This is a genomic window from Blastococcus sp. SYSU DS0619 (assembly GCF_054051035.1).
Map to the genome: position 1 here is coordinate 23,034 of NZ_JBJHAM010000020.1, position 21,414 is coordinate 44,447.

The 21,414-nt window shown below is 74.9% G+C and carries 19 protein-coding genes and 1 pseudogene; 11 read left to right on the top strand and 9 right to left on the bottom strand.

What is annotated here, in order from left to right:
* Positions 1-56 precede the first annotated feature (56 nt).
* The 3 genes from ACI79T_RS17610 to ACI79T_RS17620 all read left to right on the top strand — a co-directional run bounded on the left by ACI79T_RS17610 (position 57) and on the right by ACI79T_RS17620 (position 3,373).
* On the top strand, positions 57-1,604 hold the full coding sequence (locus tag ACI79T_RS17610; protein ID WP_456611387.1) for a class I adenylate-forming enzyme family protein: 1,548 nt from the start codon (positions 57-59) through the stop codon (positions 1,602-1,604).
* A complete protein-coding gene (locus tag ACI79T_RS17615) occupies positions 1,601-2,368 on the top strand; it encodes a crotonase/enoyl-CoA hydratase family protein (protein ID WP_456611388.1) in 768 nt (255 codons plus the stop codon). The genes ACI79T_RS17610 and ACI79T_RS17615 overlap by 4 nt, the downstream gene beginning before the upstream one ends.
* Before the next feature lie 81 nt (positions 2,369-2,449).
* Positions 2,450-3,373: a hypothetical protein gene (locus ACI79T_RS17620; RefSeq protein ID WP_456611389.1), complete on the top strand. Its 924-nt coding sequence runs from the start codon at positions 2,450-2,452 to the stop codon at positions 3,371-3,373.
* Positions 3,374-3,447: 74 nt separating this feature from the next.
* Here ACI79T_RS17620 and ACI79T_RS17625 read toward each other — a convergent pair whose 3' ends face one another.
* Entirely contained in the window at positions 3,448-3,813 is a 366-nt protein-coding gene (locus tag ACI79T_RS17625) for an HNH endonuclease (RefSeq protein WP_456611390.1), read from the bottom strand.
* 35 nt (positions 3,814-3,848) lie between these two features.
* Between ACI79T_RS17625 and ACI79T_RS17630 the strand changes: the two genes are divergently transcribed.
* Complete coding sequence (locus tag ACI79T_RS17630; RefSeq protein WP_456611391.1) at positions 3,849-4,487, top strand: hypothetical protein; 639 nt, start codon at positions 3,849-3,851, stop codon at positions 4,485-4,487.
* Here ACI79T_RS17630 and ACI79T_RS17635 read toward each other — a convergent pair.
* Both ACI79T_RS17635 and metF read right to left on the bottom strand, forming a co-directional pair.
* Positions 4,484-5,656, bottom strand: a complete 1,173-nt coding sequence (locus ACI79T_RS17635; protein ID WP_456611392.1) for an AI-2E family transporter — start codon at positions 5,654-5,656, stop codon at positions 4,484-4,486. The genes ACI79T_RS17630 and ACI79T_RS17635 overlap by 4 nt on opposite strands.
* Positions 5,657-5,687: 31 nt before the next feature.
* Positions 5,688-6,596, bottom strand: coding sequence for a methylenetetrahydrofolate reductase [NAD(P)H] (gene metF / locus ACI79T_RS17640; protein ID WP_456611393.1), 909 nt, complete (start codon positions 6,594-6,596; stop codon positions 5,688-5,690).
* Between the two features lie 129 nt (positions 6,597-6,725).
* Between metF and ACI79T_RS17645 the strand changes: the two genes are divergently transcribed.
* From ACI79T_RS17645 to ACI79T_RS17655, 3 genes are read left to right on the top strand one after another with little or no spacing between them, the layout of a single operon-like run.
* The gene (locus tag ACI79T_RS17645; protein ID WP_456611394.1) at positions 6,726-7,922 is read left to right on the top strand and encodes a polyprenyl synthetase family protein; all 1,197 of its coding nucleotides are present in this window, start codon (positions 6,726-6,728) and stop codon (positions 7,920-7,922) included.
* Positions 7,922-9,418: a phytoene desaturase family protein gene (crtI, locus tag ACI79T_RS17650; protein WP_456611395.1), complete on the top strand. Its 1,497-nt coding sequence runs from the start codon at positions 7,922-7,924 to the stop codon at positions 9,416-9,418. Before ACI79T_RS17645 ends, crtI begins: the two co-directional genes overlap by 1 nt.
* Positions 9,415-10,368, top strand: coding sequence for a phytoene/squalene synthase family protein (locus ACI79T_RS17655; protein ID WP_456611396.1), 954 nt, complete (start codon positions 9,415-9,417; stop codon positions 10,366-10,368). The genes crtI and ACI79T_RS17655 overlap by 4 nt, the downstream gene beginning before the upstream one ends.
* Here the strand turns inward: ACI79T_RS17655 and ACI79T_RS17660 are convergent.
* The 3 genes and pseudogenes from ACI79T_RS17660 to ACI79T_RS17670 all read right to left on the bottom strand — a co-directional run.
* Positions 10,365-10,574, bottom strand: a pseudogene (locus tag ACI79T_RS17660) (lycopene cyclase domain-containing protein); the annotation flags it as partial. The gene ACI79T_RS17655 and the pseudogene ACI79T_RS17660 overlap by 4 nt on opposite strands.
* On the bottom strand, positions 10,571-10,921 hold the full coding sequence (locus ACI79T_RS17665) for a lycopene cyclase domain-containing protein (RefSeq protein WP_456611397.1): 351 nt from the start codon (positions 10,919-10,921) through the stop codon (positions 10,571-10,573). The gene ACI79T_RS17665 and the pseudogene ACI79T_RS17660, both read right to left, overlap by 4 nt.
* 60 nt (positions 10,922-10,981) lie before the next feature.
* Positions 10,982-11,305, bottom strand: a complete 324-nt coding sequence (locus ACI79T_RS17670; RefSeq protein WP_456611398.1) for an Rv2175c family DNA-binding protein — start codon at positions 11,303-11,305, stop codon at positions 10,982-10,984.
* A gap of 13 nt (positions 11,306-11,318) precedes the next feature.
* Between ACI79T_RS17670 and ACI79T_RS17675 the strand changes: the two genes are divergently transcribed.
* From ACI79T_RS17675 to ACI79T_RS17685, 3 genes are all read left to right on the top strand, one after another.
* Complete coding sequence (locus ACI79T_RS17675; RefSeq protein ID WP_456611399.1) at positions 11,319-12,470, top strand: alpha-hydroxy acid oxidase; 1,152 nt, start codon at positions 11,319-11,321, stop codon at positions 12,468-12,470.
* 82 nt (positions 12,471-12,552) lie between these two features.
* Positions 12,553-14,538 carry a Stk1 family PASTA domain-containing Ser/Thr kinase gene (pknB, locus tag ACI79T_RS17680; RefSeq protein ID WP_456611400.1) on the top strand — a complete coding sequence of 662 codons (1,986 nt, stop codon included), beginning with the start codon at positions 12,553-12,555 and terminating at the stop codon, positions 14,536-14,538.
* A 12-nt stretch (positions 14,539-14,550) separates the two neighbouring features.
* On the top strand, positions 14,551-15,477 hold the full coding sequence (locus tag ACI79T_RS17685) for a deoxyribonuclease IV (RefSeq protein WP_456611401.1): 927 nt from the start codon (positions 14,551-14,553) through the stop codon (positions 15,475-15,477).
* 102 nt (positions 15,478-15,579) lie between these two features.
* Here the strand turns inward: ACI79T_RS17685 and ACI79T_RS17690 are convergent, their stop codons facing one another.
* From ACI79T_RS17690 to ACI79T_RS17700, 3 genes are all read right to left on the bottom strand, one after another.
* Complete coding sequence (locus ACI79T_RS17690) at positions 15,580-16,614, bottom strand: threonine aldolase family protein (protein WP_456611402.1); 1,035 nt, start codon at positions 16,612-16,614, stop codon at positions 15,580-15,582.
* Positions 16,607-17,944, bottom strand: a complete 1,338-nt coding sequence (locus tag ACI79T_RS17695) for a class II 3-deoxy-7-phosphoheptulonate synthase (protein ID WP_456611403.1) — start codon at positions 17,942-17,944, stop codon at positions 16,607-16,609. The genes ACI79T_RS17690 and ACI79T_RS17695 overlap by 8 nt, the downstream gene beginning before the upstream one ends.
* Before the next feature lie 71 nt (positions 17,945-18,015).
* On the bottom strand, positions 18,016-19,044 hold the full coding sequence (locus ACI79T_RS17700) for a 6-phosphofructokinase (protein WP_456611404.1): 1,029 nt from the start codon (positions 19,042-19,044) through the stop codon (positions 18,016-18,018).
* A 214-nt stretch (positions 19,045-19,258) separates the two neighbouring features.
* Here ACI79T_RS17700 and ACI79T_RS17705 point away from each other — a divergent pair, with 214 nt between their 5' ends.
* On the top strand, positions 19,259-21,409 hold the full coding sequence (locus tag ACI79T_RS17705; RefSeq protein WP_456611405.1) for a methyl-accepting chemotaxis protein: 2,151 nt from the start codon (positions 19,259-19,261) through the stop codon (positions 21,407-21,409).
* Positions 21,410-21,414 lie beyond the last annotated feature (5 nt).

Consider the following 21,414-nt stretch of genomic DNA (forward strand, 5'->3'; position numbering starts at 1 on the left):
GTGGTGACAAACCGTCCGGACGGACTGTAAGTTCCCGGGCGACTCGAGAGGGAGTGATGGCCGTGCTGACGGTGGAACTGGTGCGACGGGGCGCCCGGCGGTTCGCGGACCGGACGGCGGTGCTGAGCGGCGACGCGTCGCTCACCTTCCGGGAGGTGGACGACACCGCCAACCGGATGGCGAACGTGCTCATCGGCCTGGGGGTGGCGCGCGGCGACCGGGTCGGCCTGCTGGTCGACAACGGCCTCTGGTCGGTGCCGATCGACTTCGCCTGCCTCAAGGCCGGCGTCGCCCGGGTGCCGCTCAACGCCCGGCTGTCGGCCGACGAGCAGGCCCGCATGCTCGTCGCCACCGGCGTCCGGCTGCTGGTGCACGGCGCCGCGCTGGCCGAGCGGGCAGCAGAGCTCGCCGCCCGGGTCGACGGGCTCCGACTGGTCAGCCTCGGGCAGACCCCCGACGTCGAGACGCTCGACCTGCTCGACGAGATGGCCGCCGCCAGCGCCGCCGACCCCCGGCTGCCGGCCGAGCCCACCGACCCGGTGCTGATCCTCTACACCTCGGGCACCACCGGCTCGCTCAAGGCCGTGGTGCACACCCAGGCGAGCTACGCGGCGATCTGCGCGAACATCCTGGGGAACCTGGTCTCCCCCGGCCGCGACTCGGTGATGCTGCACGCGGCCTCGCTGATCCACGCCAGCGGCACGTTCGTGCTGCCGTACTGGATCCGCGGCGGCGCCGCCGCCGTCCTCCCGGGCTTCGACCCGGCCGGCTACCTGGACTCGCTCGCCCGTTACCGGGCCACCGAGATCAACCTGGTGCCCACCATGCTCGGGATGCTGCTGTCGTCCGGGGCCGCCGAGCGTGCCGACGTCTCGAGCCTCCGGACGGCGGTGTACGGGGCCAGCCCGATGCCCGGACCGGTGCTGGCCCAGGCCCTCGACGTGTGGGGCCCGCGCCTGGTGCAGTACTACGGGCAGACCGAGGCGCCGCTGGCCATCGCCGTGCTCGACGCCGTCGACCACACCGACCCGACCCTGGCCGGAACGTGCGGCCACCCCTCGGTCGACGCCGAGGTGCGCATCGTCGGTAGCGACGGCGGTGCGCTGCCGGCCGGGGAGATCGGCGAGCTCCGGGTGCGCGCACCGTTCGGCATGGCCGGCTACCACGACGCGCCGGGCCTCACCGCCGAGACGATCGACGCCGACGGCTGGATCGCCACCCGCGACCTCGCGCGGCTGGACGACCGCGGCTACCTGACGCTGGTCGACCGGACCAGCGACATGATCATCACCGGCGGCTACAACGTCTACCCGCGTGAGGTGGAGGACGTGCTGATGGCCCACCCGGCGGTGTCCGGCGCGGCCGTCGTCGCCGCCCCGGATCCGACGTGGGTCGAGGCGGTGACCGCGTTCGTCACGCTCCGCCCCGGCGCCTCGGCCACCCCCGACGAGCTGCGGGAGGCGGTGCGCGGCGCGCTGGCCGGGTACAAGGTGCCCAAGACGGTGCACGTGGTCGACCAGCTGCCCCTCTCCCCCGTCGGCAAGGTCCTGCGCCGGGCCCTGCGGGAGCCGCTGTGGGCCGACGCCGCGGAGCGCTCGTCATGAGCGGGGCGGTGACCGTCGAGCGGAGCGGTCCGGTGACCACCGTGCGGCTGTCCCGGCCGGCGGCGCGCAACGCCGTCGACGGGCCCACGGCCGCGGCGCTGGCCGACGCCTTCCGGGCCTTCGACGCGGACGACGAGGCCTCGGTCGCGGTGCTGCACGGCGAGGGCGGCACCTTCTGCGCGGGCGCGGACCTGCGGGCCATCGGGACCGACCGCGGCAACCGCACCGAGCCCGACGGGGACGGGCCGATGGGCCCCACGCGGATGCGGCTGCGCAAGCCGGTGATCGCCGCGATCGCCGGGCACGCGGTGGCCGGCGGGCTGGAGCTGGCGCTGTGGTGCGACCTGCGCGTGGCCGACGAGACCGCGGTGCTCGGGGTCTACTGCCGTCGCTGGGGGGTGCCCCTGGTCGACGGCGGCACCGTGCGGCTGCCGCGGCTGATCGGCACCTCCCGGGCCATGGACCTGGTCCTCACCGGGCGAGGGGTGGACGCCACCGAGGCGCTGCAGATCGGCCTGGTCAACCGGGTCGTCGCCGCCGGGCAGGCGCTGACCGAGGCGCAGGCGCTGGCCGCCCGGATCGCCGCCTTCCCGCAGACCTGCCTGCGCGAGGACCGGGCGTCGCTGCTGGAGCAGGACGGCATGGAGGAGCCGGCGGCGATGGCCAACGAGTTCCGCCACGGCCTGGCCTCCCTCGCCGTGGACGCGCTGCCGGGTGCCGCCCGGTTCGCCGCCGGTGAGGGCCGGCACGGGAGCGGGGTGTGAGCTGCCCGCGCCGGACCGCGTCGGTCCGCCGTGCGGCGGCGCCCGTGGGGTAGAGAGTTCCCCGTGGACGGGCCAGAGCGGGTGAGCGGGACCGATCGGTCCACGCCCGGCGACGGGTCGCCGCTGTGGCCCGAGCGCTACCTCACCGACGGCCGCATCCTCATCACCCCCCGCCGGCGGAGCGAACGCCGGAGAGCCGAGGTGGCCGGCCGGTGGACGGCGACGGTGCGCGACCAGGTCGTCGGGCTGGACTGGCTGACGTGGATCGGCCGGGAGTGGTCGCGGATGTCGTCCGGCATGAAGCTCGTGCTCGCGGTGGTGATCTTCCTCTTCACCGCCGGCGTGGGGTTGCTCGTGCCGCTGGCCGGTGTGCTGCGGTACCGGTACGTCCGGGACAACCCCCCGCCCGGGTCGCCGACGCCCGTCGGGACACCGCTGTCACCGGAGGCAGCCCTGGCGACGTGGGACACCACCGAGGCGCGGATCGCCGGCGCCGCGAGCAGGGCCTGGTCGGAGACGCTCCGGGAACCGGCCTGGCACTCCCCCTTCCTCGCGCAGAGCCGCGCCGCCTTCGACGGCCAGGCGGAGGTGGACCAGATCGTCGACCTCGCCCTGCGGATCCGGAACGCGCGGCTGACCCTCGGCGTCCGTCCCGCCGGGCCGGCCGCGGAGTACTGGGACCGCCAGGACCAGGCGCTGGAGACGGCCGCGCGGCAGCTGGGGAACCGCGCCGACGCGCTGATCCGGTACCGGGACCAGGCGGCGCAGCTTTCCGCGGAGCTGCAGCAGCTCACCGAGCTGGAACGCCTGGAGCGCAGCGCCGCGGAGATCGACGGGCTCACCGTCGAGACGGCCTACGCCCCCGGCGCGGCAACCCCCGGCATGGGTCCGCTGACCGAGGAGATCGCGGGCATCCGGATGGCGATGACGGAGCTGGTGGACCTCATGACCCGGACGCGGGCACCCCTCGCCCAGCCGCCGGGCCCCCTGCCCGACGACCGCTGACGACGGAGCGCCCGGCGCGGCGGTGGGTCAGCCGGTGCGGGAACGTTCTGGTTCGCCGGTGATGCGGGGGAAGATCAGGATCTCGGTGCCGTCGGGCCGGTAGGTGTGCCATCGGCCCGGGGCATCCCGTTCGATCCGGAAGCCGTGGTGGACACGAGGTGCGAGTGCCGCTCGCACAGCAGCGCTGAGTTCTGCAGGGAGGTCTCCCCGCCGTCGACCCAGTGCACCAGGTGGTGCACGTCGCACCAGTGGGCCGGGGCGTCGCAGCCGGCGAACACGCACCCCCGGTCGCGGTACTCCACCGCCCGGCGCAGCGGCGGCGGCACCACCCGGTGTCGGCGGCCCAGGTCCAGGAGCTCCCCGTCGGGGCCGACGACGATGCGGGAGACGTTGCCGTCGCACGCCAGCCAGCGACGCAACGCCCCCGGGTCGCCCAGCACGCGTGCCCGGGACCTGTCCGGGGCAGGACCCGGTCATGGCACCTCCGATCAGCGACGCCCTCGTCGTCGACGTCCTGCGCCGGGTCGACCGGTTGCTCACCCCGCTGGCCACCCGGCTCGGCCGGCCTCCCGCGCTGCCGCGGCGCGAGCGTGACGAGTGGTGGGCCGACCAGGTCTCCCGGGTCGCGGCCGGGGTCTCGGCCGTCCCCCGGTTCGCCGGCAAGCTCGCCGACCTGCTGCCGCTGCAGAACACGGTGGGCACCGCCGTCCAGTCGCTGGTGGTGCTCGGCGTCGCCGGGGAGCACGGCGTGGAGGCGCCGGCCGAGCGGGTGTCGCTGCTGGCCCGGGTGCTGCTCGACCGGGACCTGAGCCCCGGCCGGGTCGAGCCGCTGCTGACCCCCGCCAAGGGCACCTACGTGGAGGGCGCGCTGGGCAGCAAGGACGAGCGCCGCGGGGTCAGCGGGGCCGCCCGCACCCTGTGGCGCGCCGCCCGGCTGCTCGGCCGGATCGACGACGCCCTGGACGCGCGCCCCAAGGGGAAGCTGCTGGCCCGCGCGATCTCCAACCTCCCCGTCGTCGGCGTGGCCGGCGGGTACGTCTCCGAGCGGGAGGGCCTGCGCCGGGCCGCGGCGGAGGCGGCGGACGTGCTGGAGGCGCCGACGACGCGCCCCTAGGCCGGGCGCCCGGGCGGCGCGCCCGCCGCGTCGGCCGGTGCGTCGGACGGTGCGTCGGACGGGGCCCCTTCCCCGCCCCCGTCGCCCCAGCCGGGCCCCGCGTCGGGCTCCCGGCCGCGCACGTAGTCGACGACACGGGCGAGGCAGGCCGTCAGGGGCACCGCGAGGAAGGCACCGAGGACGCCGTACGTCACCCCGCCCACCGTGACGGCGAGGATGATCACGAACGGGTGCAGGCGTAGCACCGGGCTCAGGATCAGCGGCTCCAGGAGGTTGCCCTCCGCCTGCTGGACCACCACCACCACCGCCAGGACCAGCAGCGCCGTCGTCAGCCCCTGGTCGGCGAGGGCGACGAGGACGGCCAGCAGGCCGGACACGAAGGCGCCCACGATCGGGAAGAAGCCGCCCAGGAAGATCAGCAGCGCCAGGGGCAGGGCGAGCGGTACGCCGAGGAGCAGCAGGCCGATGCCGATGAACACCGCGTCGACGAGCGCGACGAGCATCTGCCCGCGGAAGTAGGCGCCGAGGGTCCAGAACAGCTGGCCGGACACCCGGTCGGCGTGCCGGCGCGTGCGCTCCGGCAGCAGGCTCGCGATCCCCGACCAGATCCGCTCGCCGTCGCGCAGGTAGAAGAAGAGCGCGACGAGGAAGAGGATCACGCCCGTCGCCACGTCCCCCAGGGTCCGTGCCACCTGCAACCCCTGGTCGAGGACGTCGTTCCCCCCGCCGACCGCACCGACCGCCTGCTGGGCCATGTCGGCCAGCCCCCCGTCGCCGACGTCGAACGGAAGTGAGAACGGCGTCTCCGCGACGAACTCGCCGAGGTCGCTGATCGCCTCCTCGACGCTCCCGGCCAGTTCGGGCAGCTCGGCGGCGAAGCGGGGCACGAGGAACCACAGAGCCAGGCCGAGCAGGGCGAGCAGTCCCACGACGAGGACGAGCGCCACGACCGTGTCGGGCACGCCCCTTCCCCTCAGCCAGCGCGCGACCGGCCAGAGCACCGCCGCCGGGAAGAGCGCGATCGCCAGCGGGGTCGCCACGACGCTGACCTGGCGCAGCACCAGGTAGGCCAGCACGAGGACGCCGACCAGCCCCAGCAGGGCCCACGCGCGGCGGCCGGCGCGCCCCAGCACGGCATCGCCGTCCGGGCGCTCCCCCCGCGCACTCATGCCGGGACCGCGGAGTGCAGGCCCGGCGTCATCAGCCGATGGCCGCGGGCGCGCCGCTGGCCAGGTTGGTGAACACCTCGCGGGTCGCCGTCGACCGGTTCATGGTGATGAAGTGGATGCCGGGCACGCCCTCGTCCAGCAACCGCCGGCACAGGTCGGTGGCCACCTCGACGCCGAGGGCCCGCACCGCTGCCTTGTCCTCCGGGCGGTCGCCGTCCAGCGCGGCGAAGCGCTCGGCGAGGTCGGGCGGGAACGCCTGGCCGGAGAGCTGCACGATGCGGGTGATCTGCCGGACGTTGGTCACCGGCATGACCCCGGCGATGACCGGCACCTCGCAGCCCCTGGCGACCACCCGGTCGCGCATCCGCAGGTAGTCGTCGGGCCGGAAGAACATCTGGGTGATCGCGTAGTCGGCGCCCGCCCGGCACTTGGCGACGAACATCTCGACGTCGGTGTCGAAGTCCGGCGAGCGCGGGTGCCGCTCGGGGAAGGCTGCCACGCCGACGGAGAAGTCGCCGATGGAGCGGATCAGCTCCACCAGCTCGGCGGCGTAGCGCAGCCCCTGCGGGTGGGCGACCCACTCCGCCTGCGGATCGGCGCCGGGCGGGTCGCCGCGCAGCGCCATGATGTTGCGCACCCCGGCGGCGGCGAGCCGGCTGATCACATGGCGCAGCTCGGCGACGCTGTGGTCGACGGCGGTGAGGTGCGCCAGCGGCGTCATGGTGGTGTCCGCCGCGATGCGCTCGGTCATCGCCACGGTGCCCTCGCGGGTGGAGCCGCCGGCCCCGTAGGTCACCGACACGAACGACGGGCGCAGCCGCTCCAGCTCGCGCAGCGCCGTCCACAGCTGCTCCTCCCCCGCCGGCGTCTTCGGCGGGAAGAACTCGAACGACCACGTGGGCCGGTCGCTGGCGAGGAGCTCGCGCACGGTCGGGGTCACGGCACCCGAGGGTAGTGGCGCCCGGACGGCGACCGGCGGCAGTGCCGCCGAACTTCGCCGCCGAGGGTGCATCCGGGCCGCACGCGGGCACCGAAGAGGCTCTGAACAGGACCCGAGGACGGAGTGACGATGGAGCGGAGCACGGCGGCCACCCTCGTGATGGGGCCGCGTCCCATCGGGTTGGGCGATACTGACCTCATGATCGCCGGGGCGCAGCAGCGCGAGTCCGCCCGCCCCGCACCACCGCTGGCGGCCGCCGACCTCGACCGGGTGCGCGCCGCGGTGGCCGACGCCCTCGTCGGCTTCCTCGACCAGCAGCGCGCCACCCTCGCCGGCATGGACCCCAGCCTCGTCCCGGTGGTCGACGAGGTCTGCGCGGTCGCCGAGGGCGGCAAGAAGCTGCGCCCGTCCTTCGCCTACTGGGGGTGGCGCGGCGCCCGCGGACAGGGCCCCGGCACCGCAGAGGACGACGACGCGGTGCTCCGCGCCGTCGCGGCCCTCGAGTTCGTGCACGCCAGCGCCCTCGTGCACGACGACGTCATGGACGCCGCCGGCACCCGGCGCGGCCGCCCGACCACGCACATCGGCTTCGCCGACCGGCACACCTCGCACGGTTTCTCCGGCGACCAGGAACTCTTCGGCGTCGGCGCGGCGATCCTCGTCGGCGACCTCGCCCTGGTGTGGTCGGACGAGATGCTGCGCTGCTCCGGCATCTCCGAGGCGGCCCTGGGCCGGGCGCGGGCGGTCTGGGACACGATGCGCACCGAGGTCACCGCCGGGCAGTACCTCGACCTGCTGCGCGCGGCCGGGGGGCTGCCGGGGCCCGACGGCGCGCTGACCGTCGCCCGCTACAAGAGCGCCGGGTACACCGTGCAGCGGCCGCTCCAGCTCGGCGCCGCCATCGCCGGCGCCGGCCCGGCCGTGGTCGAGGCCTTCGCCGCCATCGGCCTGCCGCTGGGCGAGGCGTTCCAGCTGCGCGACGACCTGCTGGGGGTCTTCGGCGACCCGGAGGTCACCGGCAAGTCCGCCGACGACGACCTGCGCGAGGGCAAGCAGACGCTGCTGGTCGCGCTGGCCGAGGAGGTGGCCGACGACGCCGGACGGCGGCTGCTGCGCGAGCTGCTCGGCAACCCCGACGCCGGGGCGGAGGAGTTCGAGGCGCTGCGCGCGCTGCTGGTCTCGACCGGCGCCCGCGACCGCGTCGAGCAGCGCATCACGGTCAGCACCGCCCGGGCGCGCGACGCCATCTCCGAGGCGCCCATCGCCGACGACGCCCGCGCCGCGCTCGACGCGCTCGCGGTCGCCGCCACCACCCGCACCGCCTGATGATCCGCACCGTTCCGGGTCGCACCGACCGCGTCGTCGTCATCGGGGCCGGGCTCGCCGGGCTGGCCACCGCCCTGCGGCTGCGCGGCGCCGGCCGCGAGGTCGTGGTCGTCGAACGGGACGCCGGTCCCGGGGGCCGGGCCGGGCGGATCGAGCGCGACGGGTACGCCCTGGACACCGGCCCCTCGGTGTTCACCGCACCGGAGGTCGTCGCCGACACCCTCGCCGCCGTCGGCGAGAAGCTCGAGGACCGGCTCACCCTGCGCCCGCTGCGGACCAGCTACCGCGCCCAGTTCGCCGACGGCACGCACCTGGACGTGCACGCCGACCCCGACGCCTTCGCCGCCGAGGTCGCCGCCCTCTGCGGGCCGGCCGAGGCCGAGGCGTTGCGGCGCTACCTGGCCGACCTCGCCGAGCTCTACCGGCTGCAGCTGGACACGTTCATCGACCGCAACCTCGACTCCCCGCTGGACCTGCTGGGCCCCCAGCTGCTGAGCCTCGCCCGCCGTGGGGGCTTCCGGCGGCTGTCCGGTCACGTCGAGCGGGCCTTCACCGACGACCGGCTGCGCCGGCTGTTCAGCTTCCAGGCCCTGTACGCCGGGGTCTCCCCCTTCCGCGCGATCGCCGCCTACGCGGTGATCGCCCAGCTGGACATCGGCGCCGGCGTCTGGCATCCCGAGGGCGGCATCGCCGCGGTGCCCCGGGCCCTGGCCGACGCCGCGGCCGACGCCGGCGTGGTGTTCCGCTACGGCGCGCCGGTCGCCGAGCTGGAGACGTCGGGCGGCCGGGTCGGGGCCGTCCGCCTGGCCGACGGCGAGCGGCTGCCCACGGACGCCGTCGTCGTCACCGCCGACGCCCCGCACACCCTGGTGCCGGGCCTGCGCGGCCCGCGCCGGCCGGTGTACTCGCCGTCCTGCGTCGCGCTGCACCTGGGCGTGCGGGCGCCGCTGGCCGGCCAGGCGCACCACACGATCAGCTTCGGCGCGGCCTGGTCGCAGGTCTTCGACGAGCTGACCCGCGACGGGCAGCCGATGAGCGACCCGAGCCTGCTGATCAGCATGCCGTCGGTCACCGATCGCAGCCTCGCCCCCGACGGCGGGCAGGTGCTCAGCGTCGTCGCCCCGACGCCGAACCTCGACCGCCGCAGCGGCGGCAACCCCGACCTGGACTGGGCCGCGCTGGCGCCCCGCTACCGCGAGGAGCTGCTGGCGACGCTGGAGGCGCGGGGCTTCACCGGGGTCACCGACGCGATCGAGGTCGAGCACATGGACACCCCGCTGACCTGGGCCGAGCAGGGCATGGCCGCCGGCACGCCGTTCGCGCTGGCGCACACGTTCGGCCAGACCGGCCCGTTCCGCGCCCCGACGCTGCCCCGCCGGGGCCCGGAGAACGTGGTCCTCGCCGGCTCCTCGGTGCAGCCCGGCGTCGGTGTGCCGATGGTGCTGATCAGCGGCCGGCTGGCGGCCGAGCGCATCACGGGGGTGCAGCCGTCATGACGGCGCTGCGGCCCCCGGGCACCCAGGCCCACCGGCAGGAGCAGCTGCGCGCCGCCTACCGGCTCTGCGCGCAGATCGCCGCCGAGCACGGCAAGAGCTACCACCTGGCCACCCGGCTGCTCACGCCCGACCGCCGGACGGCGGTGCACGCCCTCTACGCCGCCGCGCGAGTGGCCGACGACCTGGTGGACGTGCCCGGCGACGACCCCGAGGGCGACCTGGCCGAGTGGTCGCGCGCCGCGCTCGCCGAGCTGGCGGCCGGCTGGTCGGAGGACCCGGTGCGGCTGGCGCTGGTGCACACCTACCGCCGCTACGACATCCCGGTCGAGCACCTCGTCGACTTCCTCGCGGCCATGACCAGCGACCTGGACGTCACCGGCTACGCCGACCTCGACGCCCTCGACCGGTACATGTGGGGCTCGGCGTCGGTCATCGGTCTGCAGGTGCTCCCGGTCCTCGGCACCGCGTCCGGGGTGCTCCGCGAGGAGGCGGCCCCGCACGCCATCGCCCTGGGCGAGGCCTTCCAGCTGACCAACTTCCTCCGCGACGTCGCCGAGGACGCCGACCGCGGCCGGGTCTACCTCCCGGCGGACCTCATGGCCGCGCACGGGGTGACCCGGGAGCAGCTGCTGGAGCGGCGGCACGACGCCCGGTTCGCCGCGCTGATGCGCGAGATGGTGGCGATCGTCCGCCGGCGCTACGACGACGCCGCACCGGGCACGCCGATGCTCGCGCCGGAGTCGCGCGACTGCGTGCGGGCCGCCACCGACCTGTACGGCGGCATCCTCACCGAGATCGAGCGGGCGGACTACCGGGTGCTCGACGGCCGGGTGTCGGTGTCCAAGCCGCGGCGCCTGGCGGTGTTCGCCCGCCGGTTGACCGCCGCCCAGCTGGCCAGGGTGAGGGTCACCATGGCGAACCCGAAGAGCAGGTCCTCGACCGGCGCGTAGGCGATCCGCGGTCCCCAGATGGTGGCCGGGTCGTAGGTGACCACGTCCAGGCCGGTGAGCACGCCGTTCATCAGCAGCTGGAAGGTCACGATGATCGCGTAGGCCACCCAGAACACCGGACGGGTGACCATCCGCGTCCGGTAGACGGCCAGGTCCACGACGAGCACGCCGACGACCGCGAGCACGGCCAGCGTCGAGTAGCTCATCGCCCGAGCTCCGCTTCCTCGGCGGGGTAGCCGGCGTCCCACCGCGTCACCTTCCGCACCGCCTCCAGCGCGAGCACCGAGCAGAGCGGGACGACGAGGAAGAACAGCACCTCCTCGAGCGGGATGCCGCCGGGCAGCCGGACGCCGAGAGTGCGCACCTCGCTGTAGTCCCAGTGCCCCTGCGCGATGGCGTAGAGCACCCACACCACGAAGACGACGAACTCCGGGACGACGGCGAGCAGCAGCCGCCGCCAGCGCGCGTAGACCCGGACACCCAGCACCAGCTCGAGCGGCGCGGTGACCACCAGGCAGCCGGCCAGCAGGCCCAGGTAGGTCAACTGCTCCACGTCAGCAGCTTCCCGCGCGCCCGGTCGTCCGGATGCACCAGGCTCCCGGATGCACCCGGCTCAGAGCGCCAGGGCCTGGGCCCGGCGGGTCACCTCGGTGTGCCGGTTGTCCCGGAGCGCCTGCACCGGCGTGCCGGGCAGCGAGTCGTCCTCCCGGAACAGCCAGTCGAACGCCTCCTCGTCGCTGAACCCGCCGTCCTGCAGGACGGTCAGCAGACCGGGCAGGTGCTTGAGGACGGCGCCGTCCTGGATGAAGTCCGCCGGGATCTTGCCGTTCCCGCTGCCGGGGACGGCCATCAGCTTCCGGTCGCGCAGCAACTGCCGGACCCGGTTGGGCGAGGTGCCCACGAGCTGGGCGACCTCCGCGGGGGTGAGCGTGTCCATAGAGTGCGAGCCTATGGCGAGCATGGAGTCAGCGAGCAGCCCGTTGCCGGGACAGCCTGGGCACGACGTCGGCGCGGAGGTCGCCGAGGATCCCCGCCCGGAGCTGCCGTACCTCGACCTGGAGCTCCTGGAGGCCCGCTCCCGGGAGCTGCTGCCCGAGCCGGTCTACGACTACTACGCCGGGGGCGCCGAGACCGAGACGACGATGCGCGAGGCCACCGCGGCCTGGCGCGCGTGGCGGCTGCGGCCCCGGGTGCTGCGCGGGATCACCACGGCCCAGCTGGGCACCGAGCTGCTCGGCGCGCCGGTGAGCACGCCGATCGGCGTCGCCCCGTGGGCGTACCAGGCCATGGCCCATCCCGACGGGGAGCTGGCCACCGCCCGCGCCGCCGCCGCCACGGGAGCGCTGATGACCGTGTCGACGAGCGCGAACAACAGCCTCGAGGAGGTGGCCGCGGCCGCGCCGGGCAGCCCGCAGTGGTTCCAGCTGTACCGGCTGCACTCCGAACGGCACACCGACGACCTCGCCCGCCGCGCCGGCGACGCCGGCTACCGCGCCCTCGTCCTCACCGTCGACGTCCCGGTGCTGGGCCGCCGCCGGCGCGACATGGGGCACGACTTCGTCCACCGCGCCGGCGTCCGGATGGCCAACCGGCCACCGGAGGGCGAGGAGCCGACCCTGGACGGCCTGGCGACCGCCACCTGGACCTTCGACGAGATCGCCCGCTTCGGCGAGCTTTCCGGGCTGCCCGTCGTGGTCAAGGGCGTCCTGCGGGGCGACGACGCCGTGCGCTGCGTGCAGGCCGGCGCGGCCGCGGTCTGGGTCACCACGCACGGTGGCCGCCAGGCCGACCCCGCCGTCTCCAGCGCCTACGCGCTGCCCGAGGTGGTCGACGCCGTGGGCGACGACGTCGAGGTCTACGCCGACGGCGGCATCCGCTCGGGTTCGGACGTGCTCACCGCGCTCGCCCTCGGCGCGTCGGCGGTGTTCCTGGGACGGCCGATCGCCTGGGGGCTCACCACCGGCGGCGAGCGGGGCGTCGCCGCCGTGCTCGACGGGCTGAGCGCCGAGCTGGCGCACGCCATGGTCGTGTGCGGCCTGGCGGACGTGCGGTCGCTGCCCCGGGACACCGTGACCCCGGCCGGGGTGATCCGGGGCACCTGACCATGCGCACCAGGCGCACCAGCCGCCCCCGGCACCGCGTGGTGGGGCCCGGGCTGCCGGTGACCCTCCTACACTCGGCGGGGTGGACACCGCCGTGACCGACCCCGTGGTCGGCCTCGTTCTCGAGGGGCGCTATCGCCTCGAGGAGCGGCTGGCGCGAGGCGGCATGTCCACCGTCTACGCGGCCACCGACCTGCGGCTGCACAAGACCGTCGCGGTCAAGGTGATGGCCGAGCACCTCGCCCACGACCCGACGTTCGTCGACCGGTTCACCCGCGAGGCGCGCGCCGCGGCGATGCTCAGCCACGTCAACGTGGTGGGGGTCAGCGACCAGGGCAGCGACCAGGGCCTGGTGTTCCTCGTCATGGAGCTGGTGCGCGGCCGCACGCTGCGCGACCTGCTCAGCGCGCGCGGCCGGCTCACCGTCGGCGAGGCGTTCGCCGTGCTGGAGCCGGTGCTGGCCGGGCTCACCGCCGCGCACCGGGCCGGGATCGTGCACCGCGACATCAAGCCCGAGAACGTGCTCATCGGCGTCGACGGCCTGGTCAAGGTCGCCGACTTCGGCCTCGCCCGCGCCGTCGTCGGCACCGGGCAGACCAGCCAGACCGGCGGCGTGCTGATCGGCACCGTCGCCTACCTCTCCCCCGAGCAGCTCGAGCGCGGCCGCGCCGACGCCCGCAGCGACATCTACGCGGCCGGCATCGTGCTCTTCGAGATGCTCACCGGGCACCCGCCGTTCGGGGGCGACACCCCGCTGGCCGTCGCCTACCAGCACGTGCACCACGACGTCCCCGCGCCGTCGGCCGAGGTCCCCGGGCTGCCCTGGCAGGTCGACGAGCTGGTCGCCCGCACCACGCGGCGCGACCCTGCCGGCCGTCCGCTCGACGCCGGGGCCTTCCTGGCCGAGCTGCACGACGTCCGCAAGGACCTCGGCATCGAGCCGGTCCCGGTGCCGACCGGCCAGAGCACCGCCGGTCCGGGCACGCTCCGGCCGACCAACCGGCCCACCCGCCCCCGGCCCGGGCACCCCAGCGACCCCGGCACCGCGGTGCTCGGCGGGCGCGGCTCCCGCGCCGCGCGCACCAGCACGCTGCCGGGCATGGGCGCCGGCCCCACCACCGACGTGCACGGACGGCGCCCCGGCCCCGCCCGGCCCCGCCCCGGCGTCCCCGACCACGTCCGTCGGCGCCGGGCCCGGCTGGCCATCGCGATCGTCCTGCTGCTGGCCATCACCGTCGGCGCCGTCGGCTGGTGGCTGGGCTCGGGCCGCTTCACCGACGTCCCCGTGCTGACCGGCAAGCAGGAGTCCGCCGCGATCGACCTGCTCCAGGACGCCGGCCTCGACCCCGACCCGGTCGTCTACGAGTGGAGCGAGACGGTGCCCGACGGCCAGGTGGTCTCCACCGACCCGGCGTCGGGCGAGGTCATCCGCGGCACCGACGTCCGCGTCGTCGTCTCCAAGGGCCCCGAGCGCTACGTCGTCGCCCCCGACCTGGTGGGCCGGCCGGTCGAGGAGGCCGAGGCCCGCATCCAGGAGGAGCTGCCGGTCCAGGTCACCCGCGTCGAGGACTACGACGACGCCGTGCCCGCCGGCAGCGTCATCCGGTTCGACCCGCCCGCGGGCACCCAGCTGATGCGCGACCAGGTGGTCACGGTCGTGGTCAGCCAGGGCCGGGAACCCGTCGCGGTGCCCGACGTGACCGGGCAGAGCCCGGAGCAGGCGACGAGCAACCTCGAGGCGCAGGGCTTCACCGTGCAGCGCGCCGAGGACGGCCGCAGCGACGCCGTCGACGTCGGTGAGGTCATGTCCGTGGACCCAGGCCCGGCGGCCGGGCCGGTGCCCTACGGCAGCACCGTGCGGATCCAGGTCTCGGCCGGCGTCCCCCTGGTCACCGTCCCGGACGTCGTCGACATGCCCGAGGCCGAGGCCATCGCCACGCTCCAGGCCGCGGGCCTGCAGGTGGAGGCCACCCGGTTCTTCGGCGACCGGGTCATCCGGCAGAGCATCAAGCCCGGGGAGACCGTCGAGAAGGGCACCAAGATCACCATCCTGCTCACCTTCGGATAGGCGTTGCTCCCCGTGTCGAACACCTCCCCCGGGGTGCCGCCCGTCGGCGCGCACATCCAGATCAAGGGCGGCCTGGCCAAGGGCGGGCTCCCCTACACCGACGCCGTCGGCGCGCGCGCCGTGCAGGTCTTCGTGGGCAACCCGCGCGGCTGGAAGCTCACCGACGGCGACGCGAAGCAGGACGCGCTGTTCACCGCCGGCTGCACCGAGCGGGGCGTGCGGTCGTTCATCCACACGCCGTTCCTGGTGAACGTCGGCTCCCCCACCGAGGCGACCGTCGAGCAGTCCCTCGCGTCGATCGCGCACAACCTGCGGCGCGGGGCGCAGCTCGGCTGCCAGGGCGTCGTCGTGCACGCGGGCTCGGCCGTCGGCGAGGACCGCTACGAGTCCGCGCTGCGCCAGCTGCACGAGCGGCTGCTGCCGGTGCTGGAGGCGGCGGACCCGGCGGGCCCGCGGCTGCTCGTCGAGCCGACCGCCGGCGGCGGCAAGGCGCTGGCCGCCACCGTCGAGGAGCTCGGCCCCTACTTCGCGGCCCTGGAGGACCACCCGCTGGTCGGTGTCTGCTTCGACACCTGCCACGCCTGGGCCGCCGGGCACGACCTCGCCGTCCCCGGCGGGATGACCGCGACGCTCGACGCGCTCGAGGCCACCGTCGGCCCGGGCCGGCTCGGCCTGGTGCACGTGAACGACTCGCTCGACGAGTGCGGCTCCAAGCGGGACCGGCACACCACGATCGGCGAGGGCTCCATCGGCTCCGGCCCCTACGGCACCGGCCCGTTCGCCGAGCTGCTGCGGCACCGCACGACCGCCGGGGTGCCGATGGTGGTGGAGACGCCGAGCCTGCGCGACGGCGACCCGTGCGGCGGCCACGCCGCCGACATCAAGCTGCTCAACTCGCTGATCGGGGACCCGATCGCCCCTGCCGCCGTCCGCGGCTGAGGCGGGTCGGCCCGGACCGGGAGGGGTCGAGCCGCGTGCGCACGCGGGTCGACCCCTCCCGGAGCGGGTCGAGCCGGGCGGGACGGCGCGACACCCGCCCGCCTAGCGGTCGAGGAGCTCCGAGCGGTCGAGGAGCTCCGCGAGGACGTCGGCGGCGCGGTCGATGCCGGCGCGGTCGACGTCGAGGTGGGTGACCATGCGCAGCCGGCGCGGGTTCACCTGGCCGACCAGCACGCCCTGCGCCCGGGCCGCCTCGGCGACCTGCTGCGCCGGGACGTCGTCGAGCACCACCATGTTGGTCTCCACCGCCGCCGGGTCGACCCCGAGCCGCTTGGCCAGCAGCTGCGCGTGCTCGTGGTCCTCGGCCAGCCGGGGCAGGTGGTGGTCGAGCGCGTGCAGCCCGGCGGCGGCGAGCACCCCGGCCTGCCGCATGCCGCCGCCGAGGCGCTTGCGCCACAGCCGCGCCGTCGCGATGCGCTCCGCCGAGGCGACCAGCACCGAGCCGACCGGCGCGCCGAGCCCCTTGGACAGGCAGACCGACGCGGTGTCGGCGAGCCGGCCGTAGGTGGCCAGGTCCGTGCCGGAGGCGGCCGCGGCGTTCCAGATGCGGGCGCCGTCGAGGTGCACGGCGACGCGGGCGCCCCGCGACCAGTCCCACAGCCGGCGCAGCTCACCCAGCGGCTGCACGAGCCCGCCGCCGCGGTTGTGCGAGTTCTCCACGGCGATCGCCGCGGTGGCGGTCAGGTGCCAGTCACCCTTGGGCCTGACCTGCTCGATCAGCTGCCGGGCGTCCAGCCGGCCGCCGTCCGACACCACCGTGCGGGTCGAGATGCCGAAGATCGCGGCGGCCGCACCCATCTCGTAGGTGACGACGTGCGCGTCGGCGTCGCAGAGGATCTCCTGGCCGGGCTCGCAGACCAGCCGCATGCCGATCTGGTTGCCCATGGTCCCCGACGGCACGAACAGCGCCGCCTCGTGGCCGAACATGGCCGCCACCCGCTCCTCGAGCGCGGTGATCGTCGGGTCCTCGCGGTAGACGTCGTCGCCGACCTCGGCCTCGGCCATGACCCGGCGCATCGCCTCGGTCGGCCGGGTGACGGTGTCCGAGCGCAGGTCGACCAGGGGGTGCTCAGCCACGGAGCATCTCCGCGACGAGGAACGCCAGCTCCAGCGACTGCCCGGTGTTCAGCCGCGGGTCGCAGGCGGTCTCGTACCGGCTGTTGAGGTCGTCGTCGCTGATCTCCATGGCCCCGCCGAGGCACTCGGTGACGTCCTCACCGGTGAGCTCGACGTGGATGCCGCCGGGCCAGGTGCCCAGCGCCCGGTGCACGTCGAAGAAGCCCAGCACCTCGTCGACGACGCGGTCGAAGTGGCGGGTCTTGTAGCCGCTGGGTGACTCGTGGGTGTTGCCGTGCATGGGGTCGCACTGCCACACCACCTGGTGGCCGCTGGCGGTCACCTTCTCCACGATGCCCGGCAGCACGTCGCGGATCTTGCCGTTGCCCATCCGGCTGATCAGCGTCAGCTTCCCCGGGACGCCGTCGGGGTCGAGCCGCTCGACGAGCTCGGTCGCCTGCTCCGGGGTCGTCGTCGGGCCGATCTTCACGCCGATGGGGTTGGCCAGCTTCGACACGAACTCGATGTGCGCGCCGTCCATCTGGCGGGTGCGCTCCCCCACCCACACGAAGTGTGCCGAGAGCGCGTACGGGCGGCCCTCGTGCATGCGCAGCAGCGCGCGCTCGTAGTCGAGGATCAGCGCCTCGTGCGAGTTGAACAGCTCCACCCCGCGCAGCGCGTCGGACTCGATGCCGCAGGCGCGCATGAACGCCAGCGCGCGGTCGATCTCCCGGGCGATGACCTCGTAGCGCACGCCGGCCGGCGAGCTGGCGACGAAGTCCTTGTTCCAGTCGTGGACGGCGTGCAGGTCGGCCATCCCGCCGCGGGCGTAGGCGCGGATCATGTTCATCGCCGCGGCCGAGTTCGCGTAGGCGCGCACCAGCCGGTTCGGGTCCGGGATGCGCTGCTCCATCACCGGCTCCAGCGAGTTGACCATGTCGCCGCGGTAGGACGGCAGCCCGAGCGCGTCGGTGTCCGACGAGCGCGGCTTGGCGTACTGCCCGGCCACGCGACCGACCTTGACCACCGGCACGCTCGCCCCGTAGGTGAGGACGACGGCCATCTGCAGCAGCGTGCGGGTGGTGGCCTGCAGGTGCGGCTCGGTGTTGAGGTCGAAGGTCTCCGCGCAGTCCCCGCCCTGGAGCAGGAACGCCTTGCCCTGGGCGACGTCGGCCAGCTGGGACCGCAGCGTGTCGACCTCGGCCGGGGCGACGATCGGCGGCACCGTGGACAGCGTGCCCAGCACCGCGTCGAGGGCCGCGCGGTCGGGCCACCGCGGCTGCTGGGCGGCGGGGAGTTCCCGCCACCGGTCCAGGCCGGGCACCGTCTGCACAGGTTCGGGGAGACTCACGCCCCCGAGGGTACGGCGGAACCCCGCCCCGACCAGAGGGGATGTCGCCCGTTCCACACTTCCGGCGACGGTCAGCCGAAGAAGACCTCGGCCTCGGCGTACCGCTCGGCCGGGACGAGCTTGAGCTGCGCGGTGGCCTCCCCCAGCGTGACGCGGACGATGTCCGTGCCGCGCAGCGCGACCATCACCCCGGACTCGCCCGCGTGCACCGCCGACACGGCGGCCAGGCCGAACCGGGTGGCCAGCACCCGGTCGAACGGCGACGGGGTGCCACCGCGCTGCACGTGCCCGAGGACGACGGCACGGGCCTCCCGGCCGGTCCGCTCCTCGATCAGCGCGGCCAGCGCCGGCCCGACGCCGCCGAGGCGCACGTGGCCGAAGGCGTCCTTCTCCCCCGTGGCCAGCACCATGCCGCCGTCCTTCGGCTTCGCCCCCTCCGAGACCACGACGATCGGCGAGAACCCGGAGGCGAACCGGTGCCGCACGTGCTCGACGACCGCGTCGACGTCGAAGGGGCGCTCGGGGATGAGGATGACGTTGGCCCCGCCGGCCATGCCGGCGTGCAGCGCGATCCAGCCGGCGTGCCGGCCCATCACCTCGACCACCAGCGTGCGGTGGTGGCTGTCGCCGGTGGTGTGCAGCCGGTCGATGGCCTCCATGGCGACGCCGACGGCGGTGTCGAAGCCGAAGGTGTAGTCGGTGGCGTCGAGGTCATTGTCGATGGTCTTGGGCACCCCGACCACGCGGATGCCCCCGGTCTCGGCCAGCCGGGCGGCCACCCCGAGGGTGTCCTCGCCGCCGATCGGGATCAGCGCGTCCACGCCGGAGCGGCGCAGCGTCCCGAGCACCCGCTCGGGGCCGCCGTCGACGGAGTACGGATTGGTCCGGGAGGTGCCGAGCACCGTCCCGCCGCGCGGGAGCAGGCCCCGCACCGCCGCCAGGTCCAGCGGGACGCTGTCGTCCTCGAGCAGACCGCGCCACCCGTCCCGGAAGCCGACCACCTCGTCGCCGAGCTCGCCGACGCCCTTGCGCACCACGGCGCGGATGACCGCGTTGAGGCCGGGGCAGTCGCCGCCGCCGGTGAGGATGCCGATGCGCATGGACGCCTCCGGGGAGCTGCCGGCCGGGCCCGACCGGCGGTCGCGGTCATGATGCCGCAGGTGGGGCCCCTGGTCGAAGGGTGCGCGTGCGCCGCCCGCCGCCGGGCGGCACCCGCATCACGATTCGACGACTCCCGTACCGCAGCGGCGCCGGCCTGCCGAGGTAGGTCGTAGCAGCGGCACGGGGCCGCTGCTCAGATCCGGAAGGCCGAACATGCGCTGGACCCATCCGCCCACCTGGGCGACGCCGTCGGCCTGGGGCATCCGCGCGAAGGTGGTGGCCCTCGCCGTCAGCAGCGTCGTGGTCACCGGCGTGGCGATGGGCGGGGTGAGCGCCTGGCAGAGCAGCGACTTCGCCGACGCGGCCGCCCGCGACATGGACGCCCTGGTGGCCTCGGACATCAGCCGCGCCGCGCAGGGCGCCTACGACCTCGTCGCCACCCAGGGCGCATCGACGGCGATGAAGGTCGACTACGACCTGAACGCGGCCCGGTACGTCCTGCAGCAGTCCGGGGGCTTCTCGATCGACGGCTCCGGGAAGAACCTGGTCGCCTGGGACGCCAAGAACCAGATGAACGGCGAGGTCACGCCGCTGCAGCTGCCGCGCGTGCTGGTCGGCGGCCAGTGGCTGGGCAAGAACAGCGACGTCGCCGTGCCCACGCCCGTCGTCGACGACATCATGTCGATGGTCGGGGCCACCGTGACCATCTTCCAGAAGACGCCTGCGGGCGACTACCTGCGCGTGGCGACGAACGTGAAGGCCGCCTCGGGAGCCCGCGCGATCGGCACCTACATCCCGGCGACCAACCCCGACGGGCAGCCGAACCCGGTCGCCGCCGCGGTGAGCAGCGGCCAGACCTTCCGGGGCAACGCGTTCGTCGTCGACTCGTGGCTGGTGTCGGCCTACGAGCCGATCCTGGGCCCCGCCGGTGACGTGATCGGCGTCCTCTACGTCGGCGTGAAGCAGACGAACCTGCCGGCGCTCCGCCAGGGTCTCGAGGCGACCGCCATCGGCGAGAACGGCAACATCGAGGTCTACGGCGGCACTGGCGACCGCGCCGGCACCGTCCTGGTCAGCCCGAGAGGGGCACGGGACGGAGAGCAGCTGATCGAGGCCACCGACGCCGACGGCACGCCCTACGTGCGGCAGATCGTCGACGCGGCGGTCCAGCTGGGGGACGGCGAGCAGGCCACCGTCCGCTACGACGACCCCGAGGCCGGCCCGACGACCGTGCGGGTCTCCTACTACGCGCCGTGGGACTGGGTGATCGCGACCGTCGCCCGGGACGCGGACTTCGCCGCGGCGAAGGACGCGCTGCACGAGGGCCGCACCTCGATGGTCTGGGCGATGGTGCTCGCCGCGGTGGTCATCGCCGTCGTCGGTGGGCTGATCTCGCTGTGGGTCGGCCGCCGGCTCACCCAGCCGCTGGTCTGCCTGCGCGACCGCATGGCCGAGATCGCCGACGGCGAGGGCGACCTGACCCAGCGCATGGACGACTCGCGCGACGACGAGGTCGGCCAGCTGTCGGGCGCGTTCAACCGGTTCGTCGACAAGGTGGCCGGCACCGTCCGCGACATCCACCGCTGCGCGCAGGAGGTCGCCGGCTCCGCCGCAGGCGTCTCCGCCGTCGCCGACGGGCTGGCCACGCGGGCCGCGCGCAGCCGTGACCAGGCGCAGGGCGCCCACGGTGTGGCGGCGGAGATCAGCAGCAGCGTCTCCTCGGCCGCCGCGGGCGCCGAGGAGATGGGCGCCTCCATCACCGAGATCGCGCGCAGCGCCGCGGAGGCCGCGGACGTCGGCCGCCAGGCCGCCTCGCTCGCCGAGGAGACCGAGGCCACCATCGCCGCGCTCGGCGCCAGCTCGGCCGAGATCGGTGACGTGGTGAAGGTGATCTCCGGCGTCGCCGAGCAGACGAACCTGCTCGCGCTCAACGCCACCATCGAGGCGGCCCGGGCCGGGGACGCGGGCAAGGGCTTCGCCGTCGTCGCCAACGAGGTGAAGGAACTCGCCCAGGAGGCGGCCAAGGCCAGCGAGGAGATCGCGCAGCGGGTGCAGGGCATCCAGGGCGAGACCACCGCCGCGGTGCGCTCCATCGCCCGCATCGCCGAGGTGGTCCGCTCGATCAACGACCACCAGACGACGATCGCCAGCGCCGTGGAGGAGCAGACGGCGACCACCCGCGAGCTCACCCGCAGCGTGGCGACCGCCGCGGAGGGCGCCGGCACGGTGACCACCACGCTGACGACCGTCCGCCAGGACGCCGACGACAGCGCCGCGGACGTGGACCGGGCCCGCTCGGCCGCCCGGGAGCTCGACGGCCTGTCCAAGGAGCTCAACCGGCTGCTCGGCGTCTTCACCGTGTAGTCCGC